Raw genomic sequence first — 20,325 nt, 5'->3', positions numbered from 1 at the left:
GGCGCCCGGCGACCGAAATCCCGACGGCCGGGAATCCCGGTGATCGGAGACCGGAATCCCGGCGGCCCGGAGACGGACACCCCGGCGGCCCCGACGCCCCCTCACCCGAAGACGGAATCCCCGGCGGTCCGACGGCCGGGCGCGGGCCGCCGGGGAATCGCTCGTCCCGCCGCGGTCACCCGTCCGCGGCTCACTCCGTCGAGATGGCCGCCGCCATGCCCGCGACGGTCGGGTTCTCGTACAGCTCGTGCGTGGTGAGCCGGACCGTCAGCTCGTCGCCGATCCGGGCCAGCAGCCGGGTGGCGCGCAGCGAGTTCCCACCGAGGTCGAAGAAGGAGTCGCCCCGGCCGACGGTCGGCCGGCCCAGCACCTCCGCCCAGATCTCGGCGATCTGCCGCTCCAGCTCGCCGGTCGGCGCCTCGTACGGTGTCGTGCGGCCGGACGGCCGGGGTGCCGCGTCCAGCAGGAGCTGGGTGGTGTCGACCCCTCCCGCCGCGTCCGTCGGGATGCGGCTCACCTCCACCAGCCGGACCGGGACGGTGACCTCGCCCAGTACCGGCTCCAGTGCGGCGCGCACGGCGCCGGGATCGGCGCCGTCGGCCGTGTAGGCGACCAGGACCTCGCGGGCGCTGAGTTCGTCCGCGGCCAACTCGGCCAGGATCGCCGGGTTGCCGAGGTCGAGGCCGATCAGCAGGTAGTGGTGCGGCAGCGCGGACGCGGCCAGGAAGGCGCGCAGCCCGTCGTCGGGGTCGAGGGCGCGGAAGCCGCGGCGGCGGGCGGGAGCCGAGGACCGGCCGCGGTTCATGCCGGTGTCCTCCCACACGCTCCACGCCAGACAGCGCACCTCGCGGCCGCGTTCGTGGCGCCAGTGGTCGGCGAAGCCGACCAGGAAGGTGTTCGCCGCGGCGTAGGCGCCGAAGGAGTGTCCGCCGAACTCGCCGTTGACCGACCCGAAAAGGGTCAGGGCGGCGTCCGGACGGCTCTCCAGCAGCTCGGCGACCGCCAGCGTGCCGGCGACCTTCGCCGCGTACTGCCGGGCGAAGGACTCCCCGGTCTCGCGGGCCAGCGTGTGCCGCTCCAGTTCGGACCACTGGTCGCCGACATCGGCGGCGGCCAGATGCAGCACCCCGTCGAGGGTGCGCCCGAAGCGCTCCTCGGCCGCGGCCACCGCCGCGCCCAGCTGCGCCGCGTCGGCCACGTCGGCCTGCGCGTACCTCACCTGCCCGAGCGCGCGGAGTTCGTCGAGGGCCGCCGCCCTGTGGCCCTGTGCGGGCGAGCGGCCCACCAGCAGCAGCCGGACCCCGTACGCGGCCAGCAGATATCCGGCGAGGTCCCGGGCGATGCCGCCGAGGCCGCCGGTGACGAGGTAGAGCCCGCCGGGCACGACGGGCGCGGCGCCGGTGGCCTCCTCCTCGTCGACGGGCGTGAGGCGCGGCTGCCAGCGCAGTCCCGCACGGGCGGCGACCACGCCGGACCGCGTCCGGTCGGCCAGCTCGGTGCGGACCGCCGACGCCCATGCCTCCCGGTCGGCGGGCAGGTCGAGCTGGCGCACGGTGAGGTGCGGCAGTTCGGCGACGGCGGTGCGCACAAGACCCGGCAGCGCGCACACGCCCAGGTCGACGAGGTCCCCGGGACGGACGTGCACGGCGCCCGCGGTGAGCAGGAGCAGCAGCGGGCGCCCGAACGCCTCGTCCTCCAGGGCCCGCACGAGCGCGGTGAAGCGCCGGGTGACCTCGGTGAGCCGGGCGGCGGGTCCCCCGGAACCACCGGTGTCGCCGAGATCGCCTCGGGCGGGCAGCGGCCAGGCGCAGACGACGGAGTCGATCGCCCCGTACCGCTCGACGACGTCGGTGAACACACGCCGGATCTGTCCGGCGTCGGCGGGGGCGACCCGGTAGCGCCCGGGGCCCTCCTCGGCGTAGGCACCGCCCTCGCCGACGACGACCACCGGCCCGCCGTCGACGCCGAGCCGGGCCGTCTGCTCCTCCTCGGCGAAGACGACCCGCACGCCGCCCGAGCCGCCGTGCGCGCCGCCGTGCGCGCCGTCACGGCCGGAGTCGCCGCCCACGGCGTCCAGCCGCTCCCACCTCCGCGCCACGAACCACGTGTCCGGCCCCGTCTCGTCCCGGTCCGCCCGGTCCGCCCGGCCCTCCCGCTCGATCCGGTCGTCGAACCGTCCGGCCTTCAGGTCCGCGACCAGCGCGGCCCGCTGGATCTTGCCGCTCGCGGTCTTCGGGAACTCCGCCTCGGTGACGGGCACGAGCAGGTCGGGGGCGAGCCCCGCCTCCCTGCCCAGCCGGGTCCGCACGTCCCGGAAGGTGCGCTGGAGCGACTCGGCGTCCCACTTGACCGGGACGAAGAAGACGACGAGCCGGTCGGAGCCCTCCCCCGGTTCGCGGACGCCCGCGGCGGCCGAGAAGGTGACCCGGACGCCTTCGGCCTCCTCGACCACGTTCTCCAGTTCGTGCGCGATGTAGTTGGCGCCGCGGACCACGATCTGGTCCTTCTTGCGCCCGGCGATGACGAGGGCGCCCCGGTGCACGAAGGCCAGGTCGCCGGTGCGGAACCAGCCCTCCGCGTCGAACGCGGCCCGGTTCGCCTCCGCGTTGCCGTGGTAGCCGCGCATCATCGTCACGCCGCGGATCTGCAGCTCCCCGATCCGGTCCTCGGGCAGTACCCCGCCGTCGGGGTCGACGATCCGGACGGTCACACCGGGCAGCGGGCCGCCGACGGTCGAGAAGGCCACCGCGTCCCGGTCCCCGCGCTCGTGCTCGTCCGGGAACCGCAGCTCACCGTCGAAGGAGGAGGGCGCGACGACCAGCGTGCCCGCGGTCCGGTCGGTGCGGGACTGCATGGAGTACGTGACGCCGGAGCAGGTCTCGGACATCCCCCAGGCCGGTGCCATCGCGTCGGCGGGCACCCCGTAGGGGGCGAGGAGTTCGAGGAAGCGGTGGCTGGTGGCGGCGATGACGGGTTCACCGCCGTTGGTGAACTCCTTGACGTGGGACAGGTTCCAGGACCGCCCGGTCATCCGGCCGGCCTGCTCGTTGATCAGCGCGAAGGCGAAGTTCGGCGCCCAGGTGTTGGTCGCCCCGTGCTCCTCCAGCCAGTCCAGCCACAGCAGCGGGTCGGCGAGGAAGTCGTCGATACGGCCGTTGACATGGGCGCAGCGCAGGAACATGTCGCGGATGTTGTAGAAGACCATCGTCACGTGGTCCAGCGGCATCCAGATCAGGCTGATGTCGTCGGACGTGTAGCCGCGCCCCTGGATGACGGCCCAGCTGCGGGCGGCGACGCTGGCGTTGGTGTGCTGGACGCACTTCGGCACACCGGTGCTGCCGGAGGTCAGCAGGTTGATCACCGGGGTGTCGGGTGTGGTCGGGTACCAGTCGCCGTCCCGTTCGTGCGCGGCCAGGGACTCCACGGTCAGGATGCGCACCGTCGACTCGCCCCACAGCTCGCGCACTTCGCTCAGGGCGGGCGCGGTGGCGGCGTCGGTGAGCACGACCGGGTGGCCGAGCAGGTTCCAGGCGCCGCGCAGTTTGCGGTTGGCCTCGTTGTGCGCGGTGTACGTCGTCGCCACCGCGACCGGTGTCGGCACGAAGCCGCCGAGCACGCACGCCCAGAAGGCGGTCATGTAGCCGCGGTGGTCGTCGAACTGGAACAGCGCCGCGTCACCCGGCTCCATCCCGGCCGCGCGCAGTCCGGCGAGCACCCGCTCCGCCTCCGCCAGCAGCTCCGGATAGGGCTGCAGGTCGGGGGTGGTGCCGCGGCGCAGGAAGGTCGTGCCCTTCTCGGGCGCGAGCTCGGCGGCCCGGCGCAGCGCCTCCTGGAGGGTGGTCGCGGCGCCGTCGGGTAGGTGCAGGGGGCCGCCGTGGGTCTGGGAGGACGGTGCGCCGCCGTGGGTCTGGGAGGACGGTTCGTCGCCGCCGGCCGCCGGGGGCCGCGGCGCCTCGGGAGCCGGGGCAGCGGGAGTCGCGGGTGCGGGCGCACGGGTCCCCTGGCGCACCACGGCGACGGCTTCCCGTACCCCGGGCACCGAACGGGCCGCGGCGGCGATGCCGGCCACCAGGGCCGGGTCGATCGCTCCGGACGTGGTCATGAGGTCCTCCCTGCCATCTGGGGAGCCAGCAGCGTCTGGCTGATGAATCCGGTCAGTTCGGCCGCCCGGCCGAGGAAGTAGAAGTGGCCGCCCGGGTAGCGGCGGACGTCGAAGCGGGCCGTGGTCTGCTCGCGCCACGCGTCGAGGGTGTGCAGCGGGGCGCGCGGGTCGCTGTCGCCGCTGAGCACGGTGATCGGGACGTCCAGCGGGTCGGCGGGCGCGATGCGGTGGTTCTCCCAGAGCGTGAAGTCCGCGCGCAGGGTCGTCAGCAGGGCGTCCATGACGTCCTCGTCCTCGGCGATCTCGGCCTCGATGCCGCCGAGCCGGACCACCTCCGCGGTCAGCTCCTCGTCGGAGAGGTGGTGCAACTGCCGTATGCCTTCGCGGGATCCGGGCGCGGACTGGGCGGACAGGAAGAGGTGGGCCGGCTGGGGTCCGCCCCTGTCCCGCAGGACGCGGGCCAGTTCGAAGGCGAGGATCGCGCCGCCGGAGTGCCCGAAGAAGGAGAACGGCCCCTCCAGGACGGGCCGCAGTGCCTGGGTCAGCACCCTGACGAGCGGGGCGACCTCGGTGAAGGGCTCCTCGGCTATGCGGTTCTGACGGCCCGGCAGCTGGACCGCCACCAGTTCCGTCTCCGGCGGCAGCAGTGCGGCCCACTCGGTGTAGGCGCCGGCCCCGGCCCCGGCGTGCGGGAAGCAGATCAGCCGGTGGCGGTGGCCGTCGCGCCTGGCCCGCCAGATGTAGGGGGTCTCGGCGACCAGGTCAGCGGTGTCGACGGTCATGCAGGTCCTCCAGGGCAGTTCTCGGTAGGGGTGGTGAACGGCGCCGCCGGCCGGCCGCCGCAGCCGGATCGACCAGCTGCGGAGCCGCTTGCGGCAGAGGGTCAGGACGCCGGGCAGGGGCGCCGGGGCACGCGTGGGGACGGCGGGGCCCCGCTCCCGGGTGCTCATGGACAGCGCATCTCGAGTTCGTGGGCCAGCCGCAGCCAGTGGTCCGCGCACCGCCGAGCGGCCTGCGCCAGGGTGTGGGAGCGGTGGGCGGGGACGCACTGCGCCAGGCGGCGCCACTTCGCCTCGTCGCCGATCGCGTGGAGGCTCAGCATCTGCAGCAGCAGCCGTCCCGCCTCGGTGCGCAGCGACGGGTCCTTGCGCAGGTTCGGCAGCATCAGCCCGATCGCCGCGGCCGAGGTGCGGGCCGGGGCGCGTCCGCCGGGCCGCCGCGCGGGCGCCGGTGCCGCCTCCTGCTCCCCCGCCGCGGCCCGCGCCCGGCCGGGCACGGGGTCCTGTCCCTGGCGTATGCGGTCGCGTACGTCCTTCGCGGTGGCGGTGGCTATGCCGGCGCGGGCGGCGATCTCCCGCAGGGAGGCGTCGGGGTGGGCCGCGATCACCTGACTGGCCCGGAGCCGGCCCTCCGCCGCGTGCAGGGGGCGGACCCGTCCGTCGCGCCCCATCCGCGCGGTGTTCGACTGTGTGTTCCGGTCGGTTGAACGACGCCGGACGGCCGCGATGGTGCTGGCCGCGAGCCCCGTGGTGGCCGCGATCCGCCGGTCCGACCAGTAGGGGCGCGCCGCGAGGATCCGGGTCGCGGCGGCGGTGCGGTCCGCCTGGGACAGCGGGAGTCCGTGCGTCACGTTCAGCCGGACGGCCAGCGCGAACGCGTCCTCCTGCGCGCCGTCGTAGAACTCGACCTCGATCTCCGTGTCCCCGCGCAGCCGGGCCGCTCGCAGCCGGTGCACGCCGTCGACGATCCGCATGGTGGCGCGGTGCACCAGGATCGGCGGGAGGGGGGAGTCGAGTTCGGCCAGGGCGCGGACGTGGTCCTCGTTCACGCCGTCGACCCGCGGGGAGTCGGAGTCCAGCAGTGCGCCGAGCGCCACGGTGGCCCGTTCCGCGACCGGGTCGCCCGGCAGCTCCCCGGACACCGGGTCGGCGGTCCATTCGGCTTGAGCGTCAAGGACGTTCATGACGTGGTGGTTCCTCCCCCTGTGACGACCAGCACGGACGGCGACGGCGCAGTGCTTGGTCGGGCACGCCCGTCAACCGTGGCCTAGAAACATACCAGTCCCCTGGTTTTTTTACGACCCCTCCGACCAGGACGCCTCTCCGATCACGCCTGACACGGGGGCGCCCCGGCACCCCCGCCACCCGGCAGCCGCCCGGCCCGCGAGGCGCTGTCTACACTCTGAGCTGCCGCTATGCGTCGGATTCGGATCCCATCGGGCACCCGCCCGCCGACTTCGGAGCCCCCGATCCGGCGATCGATCTCCTTGCCGTGACCACGGAACATACGGGCGTGCTGGTTTTCTACCATGTTCAGTGACCATCAGTTGGTCACCACATGCACCTTTGTTCACGCCTGAAACATGGCCTGAACTGCCCTGCTCCACCGACCACCAGGAATGCGCCCCGTCTGGATGTCAAGGAAACAAACCGCTACGCTGGTTTCTTAATTGCTCTCAATCCGGTAATTCGGCCTTCAGTGAGGAGCCACCGGTGTCGAAACAGGAACGTGCGGTCCGCACCCGCCACGCCCTCATCCGCTCCGCGGCGCGGGCCTTCGAGCGCCATGGCTACGCCCAGGCGAAGCTGGCGGACATCAGCGCCCGCGCCGGCGTCAGCCCGGGGGCGCTGCACTTCCACTTCGAGAGCAAGGCTGCGGTGGCCCGGACGGTCGAGTCGGCGGCGGGGGCGATGCTGCGCCGCGCGGCCTGGCTGGCGCAGCCGCCGGGCACCAACGCGCTGCAACGGTTGACGAACGCCTCGCACGCCCTGGCCGGCCTGCTCCGCGCGGACGTCGTGGCCCGGGCCGGCTTCCGGCTGAACTGCGACGCGGTGGGCGGCGGAGAGCTGGACCTGCGCGAGGAGTGGCGCGGGTGTGTGGAGCATCTGCTCGCCGAGGCCGCCGACGAGGGGCTGCTGGCCCGGCGGGCCGTCCTCACCGAGTTGTCCGCGGCGATCGTCGCGGCGACCGTGGGCTTCGAAGTGCTCGGCCGCCGGGACCCCGAGTGGCTCTCGCACCGCGCGCTGACCGGCTTCTGGCGGACGGTGCTGCCGTGCCTGGCCCGGCCGGATGCGTGGGGCGCGCTGGATCCGGGCAGCACCCGCACCCGGCACGGGGAGGACCGGGTGGAGGACGAGGAGGAGTCCGTCGAGCCCCCGGTGGAGGCGACGGGACCGGCGCCCCCGTGAGTCCGGGGCCGTCGATCCGGCCCCGGTCGTCGTTCGAGGGACGCCGGGGCTCAGTCGGGCAGCGCGACGGTGAGGTCCACCTCGACCAGCTGTCCCGGGAAGCCCAACTGTGCGACGCCCAGGAGCGTGCTGGCGGAGGTGAACGCCGGCCCGAGGGCGGAGGCGGTGAGCCGACGCCATGCGAGGCTCAGGACCTCTCTGTCCTCGCTCCGCACGTAGATCACCGAACGCACCACGTGACGGGGCCGGGCGTGCACCGCTTCGAGAGCGGCGAGCGCGTTCAGGACGACCTGATCGATCTGCACCTCGACGGAGTCCGGGCCGACGAGCGAACCGTCACGATCGAGCGGGCACTGCCCTGCCAGGTAGGCCGTTCGGCCGCCGGCCTCCACCACGGTGATGTGGTGGTAGCCGGGCGGTTCGTGCAACTGCTCGGGGTTGATGCGCGTGATCTCCGCTGTCATGCCCGTGAGTCTGACCAGAAGGCCGCCCACCCGCATCGCATTTTTCCCTCGCGTGACCGTCCGTCACCGCGCGAGGTCGCAGAACGGGATCAGCCCGCCCCCTTCGGTCTCCCCGCGGCCTCCATCGCCCGCAGCACGGGGGCGGCGACGATGCGCGGCAGGAGCAGCCGCCAGAAACGGGTGAGCGTGGTGCGCGACAGCCAGCGCACGTCCTGTCCGCCGAGGGCGGCGAAGCCGACCGTCGCGCCGACGACCGTGGTCACCAGGTCCTGGGGCGCCACGTCGGACAGCAGCCCTTCTTTCGCGGACCGGGCGACGGCGCCCTCCACCCACGCGTGCCAGCGCCGGTAGAGGTCCACGCCGCGGCCGGGGCCCACCGCGCCGTCGTCGAGGTCGAACCCGGCGCGCAGGACGACGTCGTGGCCGAGCCCCTGGAGCAGGGCGTGGCTCGTGTCGACGAGCGCCTGCAGCGAACCACCGGACCGCGGCGGCGGCCGCTCCCCCGAGGTGAGGTGCCCGAAGCGCTGGGCCGCCACGTCGCACACGGCCTCGGCGAGGGCCGCCTTGCTCGGGAAGTGGAAGTGCAGGGCGCCGTTGCTCACCCCGGCCTTGGCGCTGATCGCCGACAGGGGGACCACCTCGAAGCCGTCCCGGGTGAAGAGCTCGGCGGCGGATTCGATCAAGGCGTTGCGTGTGCGTACCGCGCGTTCCTGCTTGGCCATCGGGCGCTCCGTTACTACTGGGGGCAGGAGCATAACAAACCGCTTGTGCGGTTTTCAACTTGAGCTGCAGTGTTCCCCGTGGACCGTCATGCTGCCCAAAAAAGCGGAACCTCACAGTCCGAGACCGTGCGGTTCCGCTTGAAGTGGCGGAAAATACGGGTCAGTTCGGCTGAAGTACGACGGGCAGCTCCGCATGCCCGTGCACGATGAAGGACTGCACCGGCTTCACCGCATGCATCGGAAGTACCGACTCCATATCCGGGAATCGAGCGAAGAGCGCCGCCAGGGCGGAGGTCGCCTCCATCCGGGCCAGCGGCGCGCCCGGGCAGCGGTGCACCCCGTGCCCGAAGCCCAGGTCGTCCCGTCGGCCGGGCCGCAGCACGTCGAAGACGCCGACGTCCTCCCCGTACGCCGCCGGGTCCGAGGCCGCGCCGGCGAAGGAGACCAGGATCGGGTCGCCCTTCCCGATGCGCACACCGTCCAGGTCGATGTCCTCCACGGCGAACCGCATCGGCGAGTACGCGGCCGGGCTGTGCGTGCGCAGCGTCTCGGCGACCACGTCGGCCCACTCGGCGCGTCCCGCCAGCACGTGCGCCCGCTGCTCGGGATGGGCGCACAGCGCCCCGACGGCGTTGGTGATGAGCGTGCAGGTGGTCTCCTGACCCGCCGCGATCATCAGATAGAGGGTGCCGAGGAGTTCCTGCTCGGTCAGCCGGCCGTCGTCGCTGTCGCGGGCCTCGATCAGCGCGGACGTCAGATCGTCGCCGGGCCGGGCCCGTTTCTCGGCCACCAGTTCACCCAGCATCCCGAAGACCCGCACCTGCGCCGCCGCCATCTCCTCCCCGGGAACCGCCGTACCGAACACCAACTCGAGTGCGGCGCAGAGGGGTTCGCGTGCCTCCTCGGCGACGCCGAACAGTTCGCAGATCACCCGCATGGGCAGCAGCTTGGCGAACCGGGCGCGCAGGTCGACCGGTTCGCCCTGCGGCAGCGCGGCCAGCGCGTCGAGCAGCGACTCGGTGATCTCCTCGACGCGCGGCCGCAGGGCCTCCGTGCGCCGGGCGGTGAACGCGGCGGCCACCAGCCGGCGCAGCCGCGCGTGGCTCTCACCGTAGGCGAAGAGCATGTTCTCGTTCGCCACCCACGGGTACAGCGGCCAGTCCTCGCCTATGCGGCCCGCCACGAAATCGGGCCAGTGCCGGCGTGCGTCCTTCGACACCCGTGCGTCCATGAGGAGTTGCTTGACGTACTTCTGTCGTACGACGGCCCAGGCGCGCACCCCGCCGGGCAACTCCACCTCCACGGCCGGTCCCCGTGACCGCAGCATCGCGGTCTCCCCCGCCAGATCACGCCCGGTCACATCGAGGGCGTAGGGGCACGCGGTCATGTCCATCCGTGCACTCCGTTCGGTCGGTCGATCCGTTCGGCATTCGGCGCGGCACGCCGTCGCGGCGCACCGCGGTGGAACCCATGCACATGCACGAAGGAGCCGCACGCACGCTCCCCCGTACGGAGCCGCTCTCCGGCTCACCCGCACGTCGTCCGGCCCCCCGGCCGGACGACGTCACTGCACGCCGGGCGGTCCTCCCGGGCCGGCCGTCCCGCCGTCCCGGTGATCGCCCGGCGGTGTCACTCCGCCGCGCTCGCCGCCTGCAACTCCCGCTGCCGCACGGCGGCTTCGTACACCTTCGGGCCCCGCTCGGCGGAGAAGTCCAGCCGGACCAGGACCCCCGGCACGGCGACGGACGGCATCAGGTGCCGGTAGAGGTCGGCGACCCGCTCGGCCAGATCGGCCCGCTCGGTCATGATCCTCGACAGGACCTGGACTCCGGTGAACGCGCCGACGAACAGCTTGGCGAGCGCGGCGACGTCGGCGTGCGGAAGGATCTCCCCCTTCAGCTTGGCCTCTTCGAAGATGGACCGCGTGTGCTCCGTCCATGCCTGCATCGGCACCCGCCGGTTGAGGTGGTCCCGGGGCGATCCCTGGTCCACCGTCAGGCGCACACTGCCCTTGACGATCGGGTCGCCGGTGTCCTTCATGAGCAGATGAGCCAGCAGCAGCGCCTCGTCCAGCGACTGTTGCAGCTTCAGTTCCTGCTCGGGGACGCGCGGAAGCGAGGAGACCTGCTCGGCCAGGACCGCCTGCGCCAGTTCCTCCTTCGACGTGAAGTGGAAGTACAGGGCTCCCTTGGTCACCCCCGACCGCTTCAGGACGTCGGAGATCGTCGCCGCCTCGTATCCGACCTCGTCGAACACCTCGGCCGCGGCGATCAGGATCGCCTGCCGCGTCCGGATGGCCCGCTCCTGCCGTGCCACAAGCACCCTCCGTACCAGCCCGCCCGGGCGGGGAAAAGAGACCAAACGGTTCGCACCCTAACAGCGGCGTCCGCTGCGGAACGGGCCGTCGGGCGCGCCCCCGGCTCTCCGTCGCCACCTCTGGACAATAAAACCAGCCGCACGGTTTTTCAACCCTGAAGCTCGACCTCCGCAAATACCCCATTCCCGCCCCAAGGAAACGGTAAGAGCACGGGAGCGGCATCGAAGAGGCGTGCGAAAGGGCTTGCAAACAAAACCGGGTGGTACGTATCTTCAGTCCCGTGGTTCACACCTGACCGAACCCACCAGGGGGAATCTCGATGACTGTCATGACGTCCGAGACCATATGGACGGATGCACTCCACCGCACCGACCCTCCCGCCCCTTCGCCCTCGGCCGACCCCTCCCCGTGCGCCACGGGGCACCCGGTCGCCGGCGAACTGGCGCACCTCCTCTTCGAGGGTGCCGACCGGGAGCGCACGCACGGCACATGGCGCACCATGATCTCCGGCCGGGCGTTCTCGTACCGGCCCGGCCTGGCCCCGGCCGAGCGGGCCGCCCTCTCCTACGACCGCCTGCGGCTCCTCAACGACACCCTGGACGACCCGGAGCGGTTCGCGGCGGACCCGCACCGGCTGGCGGCGCTGCACGAATGGATCGGGCCGGTGGACGGAGGGCTGACCACCCTCGCGAGCATCCACTACAACCTGTTCCTCGGCAGCCTCGTCGACCACGACAACGAAGGCCGCGACCTGTCCGCCTTCACCTCGATGCGGCGCACGGGAGCGTTCCTGTGCACGGAGCTGGAGCACGGCAACGACGTGGCCGCGATGGAGACCGTCGCGGTGTACGACCGCACGAGCGACGGCTTCCACCTGCACACGCCGACGCCCGGGGCGCAGAAGTTCATGCCCAACACCAGCCTGACCGGCGGACCCAAGACCGCGGTCGTCGCCGCCCGGCTCGTCGTGGACCACGAGGACCACGGCGTCTTCCTCTTCCTCACCCCCCTCAGCGACCACACGGGGCACCTGCCGGGCGTGACGGTCCGCCGGCTGCCGGAGCGCACGGGCACCCCGGTCGACCACTCCCTCACGTCCTTCGACCACACCTGGCTGCCGCGCGAGGCGCTCCTGGAGGCCGAGCACGGCCGGCTCGACCGCGCGGGCACGCTGACCAGCACCCTCGGCAACAAGCGCAAGCGGCTCCTGCGCTCCATCAACCGTGTCACCATGGGCAAGCTCTGCATGAGCGCCGGCACCCTCGGCATGGCGCGCGCCGCGCTCACCATCGCCGTCCGGTACGCCCACAGCCGCCTCATCGCCGGACCCCGGTCCGGCGAGCGGATACCGGTGGCCGCCCATCGCAGCCACCACAGCCGCCTGCTCGACGCGCTGGCGACGGCATACGCGATGACGTTCCTGCACCGCACGGTGGTCGACCGGTTCGCCGCCCACACCGACGAGGACCGCGAGGAGGTCGAGCGGCTCGCGGCGATCGCCAAGGGCTGGATCACCTGGCAGGCGCGGAGCATCACCACCGAGTGCCGCGAACGCTGCGGCGCGCAGGGCCTGTTCCCCGCCAACGGCATCTCCGAGCTGCCGGCGAACATCGAGGGCGGCATCACCGCCGAGGGCGACAACCTGGTGATCTGGGTGAAGGCCGCCTCCGAGATGGTCTTCGGTCACCGTTCGGCGGCGTCCGACACGCTGCCGGCCGGAGACCTGGCGGACCTTCCGTTCCTGCGGGGCCTGCTCGCCCAGGTCGAGGCGATCTGGCAGGCGCGGGCGCGCACGGCGCTGCGCGAGGGCCCGTCCGGCGACCCGATCGGGCGCTGGAACGTCACCTCGGCCGCCGCCCTGGAGATGGTCTCCGCCCACGCCCAGCTGCAGGCCGCCGACGCGCTCGCCGCCGCGGCCGCGAGGGCGGCGGACCCGACGGCGGGCCTGCTGCTCGACTCCCTGTGCCGGCTGTTCCTGCTCCGTCAGATCCGCGAGCACACGGGGGACCTGCTGGCCGAGGGGTATCTGACACCAGATCAGGTACGGGCGCTGCCACAGACGTTGGACACGGTCATCGCCGGCCTCGCGCCGCACATGATGACCCTGGTCGACGCGTTCGACCTCCCGGCGGAAATGCTGTCCGCGATCCCCATCGCCAGCGGCGGGTCGATCGTGCGGACGATGACGGAGCGGGTTCCGGTGTCGTGCTGAGGCGGGTGCCCGGCGGAGCGGCGGGACGGCGCGGGGCGCGGGAGCCGCGGTCCGCGCAGGAGCCGCGGTCTGCGCGGGAGCCGCGGTCCGCGCGGGAGCCGCGGTCCGCGCGGGAGCCGGTCGCCGGCTGACGCCCGTACAGACCAGGCGGACCGGGCGGACCGGGCGGACCGGGCGGGAGCCGGTCGCCGGCTGACGCCCGTACAGACCAGGCGGACCGGGCGGACCGGGCGGACCGGGCGGGGGAAACGGGAAAGGGGCAAGAGCCCGTACGGCTGCGTGCCGTACGGGCCCTCCCCGAGACGGGGCTCAGCCCCGGACCGGCGGTCCCCGCACCCGTCCGCCGCTTCACGGTCCTCCCCGTCCGCCGCTTCACGGTCCTCCCCGTACGGCGGCGCCCGCCCTCCCCGTACGGCGGCGCCCGCCCTCACCCCACCTTCGGCGCCGCCCGCATCCCGATGTACACGCACGCGGTGCCGTCGGCGAGGGTCGAGAACACCACCGGCATCCAGTCCGCGCTGTAGGCCCCCGAACCCGGCCCCGCAAAGACGTCGGGCGCGACGGGCACGAGGTCCATCTCCAGCGGCGGGGAGAAGTCCTTCATGCCGTCGACGAACTCGTACACGAGATGCCCCTTGCCGTCCCGCTCGCTGACCGTGATGAGCACGCCCTCCCGCTTGTAGGTGCCGGTCAGCGGCGCGATGTCCACGGCGACCGGACGCGCCGGCGGCCCGAACGGCTCGGGCATCCGCACCCCGGCCAGGTCGCGCAGCAGCTCGCCGAACAGCTCCTCGTACAGCCGGCGGGCGTCACCGCCGTTGGTGAGCAGCACGAGGACGACACCCGCCTCGGGCACCGCCCGCAGGAACCCGTACTGCCCGATCGAGGCGCCGTCGTGGCCGAACCCGGGTGTGCCGGACCAGTCGTACAGCGTCCAGCCCAGCCCCCAACCGTCCGCGCTGACGGTCCACTTGTCGGGCACGTCGACCTCGCGCTGCTGCATCGCGCGCACGCTGCCCGGGGTGAGCAGCCGGGTGCCGTCCTCGGCGACGCCGCCGTCGAGGTGCATCTTCGCCAGCCGCACGACGTCGCCGGCGGTCGCCAGGACTCGCCCGTAGGGGCCCGCCGACCGCGGCATCAGGTCCCAGGCCGGCGCGGGGTCGGGGTCCTGCCCCAGCTCCCCGAGGTGCCCCATCGCCGCCCGGTGCGAGAGCGCCTCCTCGGGCAGGGTCATGGTCCCGGTGAGGCCGAGCGGGGCGAGCAGCCGTTCCTTGAGGGCCTCGTCCCAGGTGAGCCCGGTGAGGACCTCCACGATCCGGCCGAGCACGTTGTACCCCAGGCTGCTGTACGACACCGCCGTACCGGTGGGGCAGTCGAGACCCACGTCCCTGGCGGCCTCGACATAGCGGGCGAGGCAGTCGTCACCGCGCCCCGAGTCATAGGTGAAGTCGCAGGTGAGCCCGCTGGTGTGGGAGAGCAGCTGGCGGGTGGTGATGGTCTCGGTGGCCTCGGGGTCGCCGACGGCGAAGTCCGGCAGCACCCGCTTGACGGGGGCGTCGAGGTCGAGGCGCCCCTCGTCGACCAGCTGCATGACCAGGGTGGCCGTGTAGACCTTGGCGAGCGAGCCGAGCTGGAAGACGGAGTCGGTGGTCGCCTCCACGCCGGTCCCGCGGTGCAGGACGCCGCTCGCCATCTCGTGCACATGACCGTGGTCGAGGACGGCCAGCGAGGCGCCCGGCACGTGGTGGGCCTCGCGCAGCTGGTCGAGGCGGGCCTGCCAGTGGTCGCGGTAGAAGCCACGTCCCCGAGAGTCCCTCGCTCCCCAGCTGCCGCTGGCCTCCCAGTTGCCCTGGGCGTCCCAGCTGACGTGCCCCTTCTCCTTCTGCGACATGACCCCTCCATGGCGGTGCGCACAACGTGCTCAAGTTGCGAACACTGTACGCACATCGACGGACCGTGCGCAAGCGGCGACCCTCGGCCACGACTTGGGCACTCCGACGCCAGCGTGCCGGTCCCCCGGCACGAAAGGCCAGGCAGGGCGCACGGCGCACCGCACATGCGAACGCCGTACGCAGCCATTCCCTCCCGTACGCATCATGCGTATGGTGTGCGCTGAGTGCGCTAAGGTTGTCGGCAGGCGGCGCCGGGTGATCGACTGCAGCGATTGGACAGGTGAACGGCTGGTCGGCGCGGACGGACGAGGAAGGAAGCCCCATGCCATCCCCATCTCCCTCCCCTGAACAGGTGATCCAGTCGGTGTGGACCCGGCCGCGGGGCGGGCGGGAGCAGCCGGCGCTGAGCCGGGAGCAGATCGTCGCCGAGGCCCTGCGCCTGCTGGACTCGGAGGGCATCGACGCGCTGAGCATGCGCAAGCTGGGCAACCGGCTGGGCGCGGGAGCCACGTCCCTGTACCGGCACGTGGCCAACAAGGACGAGCTGATCGAACTGGCCGTGGACGAGATCTACGGCGAGATCGAGGTGCCCGAGGCCGCCGACCCCGCCCGCTGGCGCGAGGACGCGGCCCGCTGCGCACACGACCTGCGCGCCACGATGCTGCGTCACCCGTGGATCGCCTCCGTACTGGGCGAGATGGGCATGTCGTACCTGGGCCCGAACTGGATGCGCCTCTCGGAGGCGATGCTGGGCCTGTTCACCACGGCGGGCTTCCCGGCGGGCGAGGCGGACCGGGCGGTGGCGACGGTCGTCGCGTACGTCACGGGCATGGCGACCAGCGAGGCCGCCTGGCTGACCGTCCTCGCCCGCAGCGGCCAGGACGAACAGGAGTGGGTGGAACGCCTGTGGCCGGCCGCGGAACGGGCGGCCCAGGCATACCCCCGCCTGCGCGAGGGCTACGCGGAACAACGCGGCAAGGACCCGCGAGCGGCACGCGAAGAGGGCTTCCAGTACGGGCTGGAGCGCGTGCTGGACGGGCTGGAGACGCGGTTGCGGAGCAGGTAGCAGGCAGCAGGCAGCAGGACCGTCGGGCGACGGGGCGGGTCGGCAGCACCGTCGGGCGACGGTACGGGCTCGGGCGCACTGGACACCGGTGGCAGGCGACCGGAAGCTCGTGACCGACAGGACCGGGGTCAACGCGCTGCTGGTGCAACAGGTCGCCGAACCGACCTGGGCCGAGAAGCCGTCCGCCGAGGACCGGCGTGCTCCGACCGCGTCGTCCCGGTCGGAGATCGCCCCGTACGGAACCGTCCGCCTCGACATGGACAAGCGGCTCGAACGTGCGCCGACCGTCAGGGTGCCCGGTCCGCGCCGTGCGGTCGGCGACACTGCCGGAACAGGCGATTCGCCATCATGACGGTATGCGGCGCCCGGCCCGGAAGAGGTACACCGATGCGGCCGCCGGTACCAGCACGCTGGGGGCGACGAGAGCGAGCAGCCCCGGGTCGAGCGGCCCCGTCGACGCTGCGGTGAAGGCCGTGCCGACAAGCGCCACAGGGACCGTGAGTGCGGCCGCGGTACCGATGATCTTGTCGCGGCGGCTCCGGTGAGGTGCCGCCCACAGCAGCACGAAGCCCGCGATCATGGCGATGCCGCCCAGGACGAGGTTGACGTCACCGAGGAGTCCGGCCGCCGGCAACAAGAGCAGCGGGGCAAGGCTGTGCCACTTGCTGACCGGCGGCGCAACGGTCTCGCCTTCGCGGGCGGTGGCCACGATGGTGCGGGGGTCGCCGAGGCGGTCCAGGACGGCCTTCACCTCTGTCTCGTCGCGGGCCGGCTGCTCGGCGAATGCCACCGCGATGTGCTCCGTCAGGTCGGCGAGAAGTTCGTTGCGGCGCTCCGGTGCCAGGGCTGCGGCCTCACGGGCCACAGCCTCCAGGTAGGCCACCGCAAGCGGGTGCTCGACGGTCTTCATGGTGAATCTCCAATACGGGCGGTGGGGAGTTCGGTCGTTCAATCGGCGATGAAGCGGTCCACGGCGTCACGGAAGTGCGGCCAGATCTCGGTGAACTCCGCCAGCGCCGCCTCTCCCTGAGGGGTCAGCACGTAGTAGCGGCGCGGCGGCCCGGTCGGGGACTCCTGCCAAGTGGTGTCCACCAGGCCCTCACGGCGCAACCGGGCCAGCAAGGGATAGATCGTCCCCTGGCTGGTGGTCATCACGTTCACCGCGCCCAGCACCTCCAGCAGCTCCACACCGTAGCGAGCGCCACCGCGCAGAAGCCCCAGGACGCAGTACTCCAGCACTCCTTTGCGGAGCTGACTCTCCGCCTTCCCTGAGCCGTCCTTGCTTGCCTCACCAGCTACCATGCAATGCATGATAGCTGGGCCTGGTTATGTACTCCAGTCCCTGCCCAGAACCGCCCCATCCCCTGAAGCCCTACAGCCCTCCAGGCCCTCCAGGCCCTCCAGGCCGCCAAGCCCACTGGCTGATCTCGAACACCGATCCGAGTGCGACGCGGACGACGGGACCGTCGCAGCGTGTCGCGGCGCACGCCACCGCCTACCGGGGAGTGAGGAACCGCCCCACGTGCGTGACGATCAGCCGTCCCGCGCCCGCCGCGCCCGCCGCGTCCGCCGTGTCGCCGGCGTCCTCGGGGGTGTGGTGCACCGGTCGGTCACACTGCGGCCGGAGCGACCAACAGCCGCCCCATGGCGGCGAGTACGGACGGCTCGACGCGGTAGTACACCCAGGTGCCGCGCCGCTCGGAGGTGAGCAGTCCGGCTTCTTTGAGCTTCTTCAGGTGGTGGGAGACGGTCGGCTGGGAGACACCGACGTCGGAGATGTCGCAGACGCACGCCTCGCCGCCCTCGTGCGAGGCGACCGCGGAGAACAGACGCAGCCGAACCGGGTCGCCGAGCGCCTTGAACATGCGGGCGGCCGTCTCCGCCTCCTCCGCGGTCATCGCCCGCTCGGTCAGCGGCGGACAGCACGGAACCACGCCCTGACCGGCGGTCTCGAGCAGCGGCAGCACCTCGGCGTTCGACATGCATCTATGTTGACATACATCGAACCAACGCGGGGAGCCCCAGACAGCCCCGAGCAAGGCGGGCCCACCGGGCGTACCAACCGCACCGGCGCCCCAGGAACGCGGCGGAGGGGCACGCCGAGACCGAGGCCACGCCCCGGCCGGCCCCGCCACGGCGTCCCGAACACTGATCACCTCCACACCCCGCACGCGCGTCCGCTACCCTGTTCCCCGGTACTTCTCCATGCCGCCAGAGGGAGAACGGGGACCCGTATGACGGTCACCGCCTCCGACTGAGACCTGGAACAAGTACCGACGACGTGCAGTGATCTCGACCAGAAGATCCCAGAAGGGTCCTCTGCGACGATCCCCCACGTCCCGCCTTCGTAGCTCAGGGGATAGAGCACCGCTCTCCTAAAGCGGGTGTCGCAGGTTCGAATCCTGCCGGGGGCACCAGCGCAAAGGCCCCGGACCGATCTTGGTCCGGGGCCTTTGACATCCACTTTTGACATCAACGGGGTCGGTCACTGATGACCGGGGCGCCTCTTCCTGAGCAGCCGGTCCATGTGGCTCATGGCCTCGCGCTGGGTGTCCTGCACGACGTGTGACGGTGACGTCGGTATTGGAACGGTCCGAATGCCCTGGTGGTAGCGGAATCCGGAGTGCCTTGAGGCGGTGATCCCGGCAGGATGCGGGCATGGTCACCCCCTTGGATGTGCCCCGATTGGCTGCTGGCGGCAGTTTCGTGCTCCGTCCCTGGGAGCTCGGAGATCTTCCTCTCGTCCGGGAGGCGTCGAGCGACGACTACATCCCGTTGATCACGACCGTTCCCTCGACGTACTCACAGGCGGCGGGCGAAGCCTTCATCCGGCGGCAGTGGGAGCGCGCATCTTCTGGTAGCGGGTATCCGTTCGTCATCGTGCGGATCACGGACGGGCGCCCGCTGGGGATGGTCGGCCTCTGGCTGAGGGACCGGAGCGAGGGACGGGCGTCGCTGGGGTACTGGCTTGCCGGGTCGGCCCGCGGCCAGGGGATTGCGGCGGAAGCCCTCCGGGCGGTGGTCCGCTGGGCTCTCGATGACCTGCGGATTCCCCGTCTTCAGCTGTATGTCGAACCGTGGAATGCGACGTCACAGCGGACAGCTGAGCGTGTGGGCTTCCAGCGCGAGGGCCTGCTCCGCAGTTGGCAGCAGGTGGGCGAGGAACGTCGGGACATGTTCATGTATTCGGTGCTGGGTGTTGATCTGCCCCCACCGGCTGCTGACTGAGTTCGGCCGCGTAGGTGGCCCACGTCGGCAGAGAAACGCTGCCAGACGACGGCGACATCGGTGTGGATGCCCAGGGTGCGGGCGAGGATTGCGGCGGGGATCTCGGTGACGGGCTGGAAGATCGCCATGCTGCGGGCCTGACTATTCGAAGTGCAGGGACGTGATTCAGCGCGCGGGCAGCGGAACCGCACGGCGACGGCCGCTAGTAGGGCCGTGGGCAAGACTCCGCCACGAGCACGATCCCCGGCGCGACCGCGCTCGCCGCCGACACGGGATTCACCGCACTCACCGCACCAGCGAGGGCAACCCGCTGGCTGACCTATCGCTTCGGCGGCCGGGCAGCTCCCGGCGGCGCGGCCGAGCTGGGCGAGGCGGATGAGCTGGGTGACCATCTCGTCGCGCCGTTCCTCCTCCTTGCGCGTGCGACGAGGAACAGTTCGGCCACCTCGTCGACGAACAGCACGACCGACACCGGGCGTTCACTCGCGGGCAGTCCCCCAGATATCCGAGGTGATCTCCTCCTCCGAAGTGTCCGGCGCGATACCCTGACGCGCCTTGATCAGGTCGTATCGGTCCTCCATCTCCTTCACGAGCACGGGCAGCAGTTCCGCCGCCTGGTCGGGGTCGGTGGCCAGGGCCGAGAGCCGCGGAGCGAACGGCGCCAGCTCCACACCCCGCTTGCAGTCGACGCCGACCAGGGCGACCGGTTGCCGGGCGAGTCCGGCAACCAGGTGCCGCAGGTACATGGACTTGCCCGACAGCGTTGCCCCGAGCGTCAGTTGGTGCGGGATGGTCCGGTAGTCGCGCACGAAGGGCGTGGCATCCTCCCGCAGCGCCACCGGCACCTTGAGGAGCCCTCCCTCGACCTTGCGCGGCATCCGGACCTTCCGCAGGACGTCGAAGCCGACGAGCCGCAGTTCGACCACGCCCGGCTTGACGGTCGTCACGTAGACGGCGTGAACTCCCCAGGCGTGCCGCAGCCGTTCGGCCGAGGCTGCGATGTCCGCCGGTTCCTGTCCCGGCGCGAGCCGCAGGCGAAGCCGCAGGCGAAGCCGCAGGCGAAGCCGCAGGCGAAGCCGCAGGCGAAGCCGCAGGCGAAGCCGCAGGCGAAGCCGCAGGCGAAGCCGCAGGCGA

16 protein-coding genes, 1 tRNA gene and 1 pseudogene are annotated in these 20,325 nt (G+C 72.1%); 6 read left to right on the top strand and 12 right to left on the bottom strand.

Features of this window, described 5'->3' with window-relative positions:
- Positions 1-190: 190 nt before the first annotated feature.
- Genes ACFYMU_RS20065 through ACFYMU_RS20055 form a run of 3 tightly spaced genes read right to left on the bottom strand, consistent with a single transcriptional unit; the run spans position 191 to position 6,065 of the window.
- Entirely contained in the window at positions 191-4,102 is a 3,912-nt protein-coding gene (locus tag ACFYMU_RS20065; protein ID WP_388374607.1) for an SDR family NAD(P)-dependent oxidoreductase, read from the bottom strand.
- Positions 4,099-5,052 carry a thioesterase II family protein gene (locus tag ACFYMU_RS20060; RefSeq protein ID WP_388374605.1) on the bottom strand — a complete coding sequence of 318 codons (954 nt, stop codon included), beginning with the start codon at positions 5,050-5,052 and terminating at the stop codon, positions 4,099-4,101. The genes ACFYMU_RS20065 and ACFYMU_RS20060 overlap by 4 nt, the downstream gene beginning before the upstream one ends.
- Positions 5,049-6,065, bottom strand: a complete 1,017-nt coding sequence (locus ACFYMU_RS20055) for a ParB/RepB/Spo0J family partition protein (RefSeq protein ID WP_388374603.1) — start codon at positions 6,063-6,065, stop codon at positions 5,049-5,051. Before ACFYMU_RS20055 ends, ACFYMU_RS20060 begins: the two co-directional genes overlap by 4 nt.
- A 529-nt stretch (positions 6,066-6,594) precedes the next feature.
- Between ACFYMU_RS20055 and ACFYMU_RS20050 the strand changes: the two genes are divergently transcribed.
- Positions 6,595-7,290 (top strand): ScbR family autoregulator-binding transcription factor, encoded by a 696-nt coding sequence (locus ACFYMU_RS20050; protein WP_388374601.1) that lies wholly within the window; start codon positions 6,595-6,597, stop codon positions 7,288-7,290.
- Positions 7,291-7,340: 50 nt separating this feature from the next.
- Here the strand turns inward: ACFYMU_RS20050 and ACFYMU_RS20045 are convergent, their stop codons facing one another.
- The 4 genes from ACFYMU_RS20045 to ACFYMU_RS20030 form a co-directional block, all read right to left on the bottom strand.
- Entirely contained in the window at positions 7,341-7,754 is a 414-nt protein-coding gene (locus ACFYMU_RS20045) for a RidA family protein (protein WP_388374599.1), read from the bottom strand.
- Between the two features lie 89 nt (positions 7,755-7,843).
- Entirely contained in the window at positions 7,844-8,476 is a 633-nt protein-coding gene (locus ACFYMU_RS20040; RefSeq protein ID WP_388374597.1) for a ScbR family autoregulator-binding transcription factor, read from the bottom strand.
- Positions 8,477-8,636: 160 nt separating this feature from the next.
- Positions 8,637-9,869 carry a cytochrome P450 gene (locus ACFYMU_RS20035; RefSeq protein ID WP_388374595.1) on the bottom strand — a complete coding sequence of 411 codons (1,233 nt, stop codon included), beginning with the start codon at positions 9,867-9,869 and terminating at the stop codon, positions 8,637-8,639.
- Between the two features lie 236 nt (positions 9,870-10,105).
- Positions 10,106-10,792 carry a ScbR family autoregulator-binding transcription factor gene (locus tag ACFYMU_RS20030; protein ID WP_388374593.1) on the bottom strand — a complete coding sequence of 229 codons (687 nt, stop codon included), beginning with the start codon at positions 10,790-10,792 and terminating at the stop codon, positions 10,106-10,108.
- 329 nt (positions 10,793-11,121) lie between these two features.
- Here ACFYMU_RS20030 and ACFYMU_RS20025 point away from each other — a divergent pair, with 329 nt between their 5' ends.
- Complete coding sequence (locus ACFYMU_RS20025) at positions 11,122-13,005, top strand: acyl-CoA dehydrogenase (RefSeq protein WP_388374591.1); 1,884 nt, start codon at positions 11,122-11,124, stop codon at positions 13,003-13,005.
- A gap of 427 nt (positions 13,006-13,432) precedes the next feature.
- On the opposite strand, the gene ACFYMU_RS20020 is transcribed toward ACFYMU_RS20025, so the two are convergent.
- On the bottom strand, positions 13,433-14,896 hold the full coding sequence (locus tag ACFYMU_RS20020) for a serine hydrolase domain-containing protein (RefSeq protein ID WP_388374589.1): 1,464 nt from the start codon (positions 14,894-14,896) through the stop codon (positions 13,433-13,435).
- A 323-nt stretch (positions 14,897-15,219) separates the two neighbouring features.
- On the opposite strand from ACFYMU_RS20020, the gene ACFYMU_RS20015 reads away from it, so the two are divergent.
- Positions 15,220-15,963, top strand: coding sequence for a TetR/AcrR family transcriptional regulator (locus ACFYMU_RS20015; RefSeq protein ID WP_388374587.1), 744 nt, complete (start codon positions 15,220-15,222; stop codon positions 15,961-15,963).
- Between the two features lie 109 nt (positions 15,964-16,072).
- Positions 16,073-16,315: a hypothetical protein gene (locus ACFYMU_RS20010; RefSeq protein WP_388374585.1), complete on the top strand. Its 243-nt coding sequence runs from the start codon at positions 16,073-16,075 to the stop codon at positions 16,313-16,315.
- On the opposite strand, the gene ACFYMU_RS20005 is transcribed toward ACFYMU_RS20010, so the two are convergent.
- The 3 genes from ACFYMU_RS20005 to ACFYMU_RS19995 all read right to left on the bottom strand — a co-directional run bounded on the left by ACFYMU_RS20005 (position 16,310) and on the right by ACFYMU_RS19995 (position 17,945).
- A complete protein-coding gene (locus ACFYMU_RS20005) occupies positions 16,310-16,873 on the bottom strand; it encodes an HAAS signaling domain-containing protein (protein ID WP_388374583.1) in 564 nt (187 codons plus the stop codon). The two genes, ACFYMU_RS20010 and ACFYMU_RS20005, sit on opposite strands and share 6 nt — an antisense overlap.
- Positions 16,874-16,911: 38 nt before the next feature.
- The gene (locus ACFYMU_RS20000) at positions 16,912-17,265 is read right to left on the bottom strand and encodes a PadR family transcriptional regulator (protein ID WP_388374581.1); all 354 of its coding nucleotides are present in this window, start codon (positions 17,263-17,265) and stop codon (positions 16,912-16,914) included.
- 308 nt (positions 17,266-17,573) lie between these two features.
- Complete coding sequence (locus ACFYMU_RS19995; protein ID WP_388374579.1) at positions 17,574-17,945, bottom strand: ArsR/SmtB family transcription factor; 372 nt, start codon at positions 17,943-17,945, stop codon at positions 17,574-17,576.
- 359 nt (positions 17,946-18,304) lie between these two features.
- Here ACFYMU_RS19995 and ACFYMU_RS19990 point away from each other — a divergent pair.
- Positions 18,305-18,380: transfer RNA gene (locus ACFYMU_RS19990), tRNA-Arg, on the top strand.
- Positions 18,381-18,621: 241 nt separating this feature from the next.
- Entirely contained in the window at positions 18,622-19,191 is a 570-nt protein-coding gene (locus ACFYMU_RS19985; RefSeq protein WP_388374577.1) for a GNAT family N-acetyltransferase, read from the top strand.
- A 341-nt stretch (positions 19,192-19,532) separates the two neighbouring features.
- Here the strand turns inward: ACFYMU_RS19985 and ACFYMU_RS19980 are convergent.
- A pseudogene (locus ACFYMU_RS19980) lies at positions 19,533-20,297 on the bottom strand (FtsK/SpoIIIE domain-containing protein); the annotation flags it as partial.
- Between the last annotated feature and the right edge of the window lie 28 nt (positions 20,298-20,325).

Source organism: Streptomyces sp. NPDC007264, assembly GCF_042869095.1.
Classification (GTDB): Bacteria; Actinomycetota; Actinomycetes; order Streptomycetales; family Streptomycetaceae; genus Streptomyces.
Note: the sequence above shows the minus strand (reverse complement) of the source record. Positions and strands in the feature narration are given on the sequence as shown.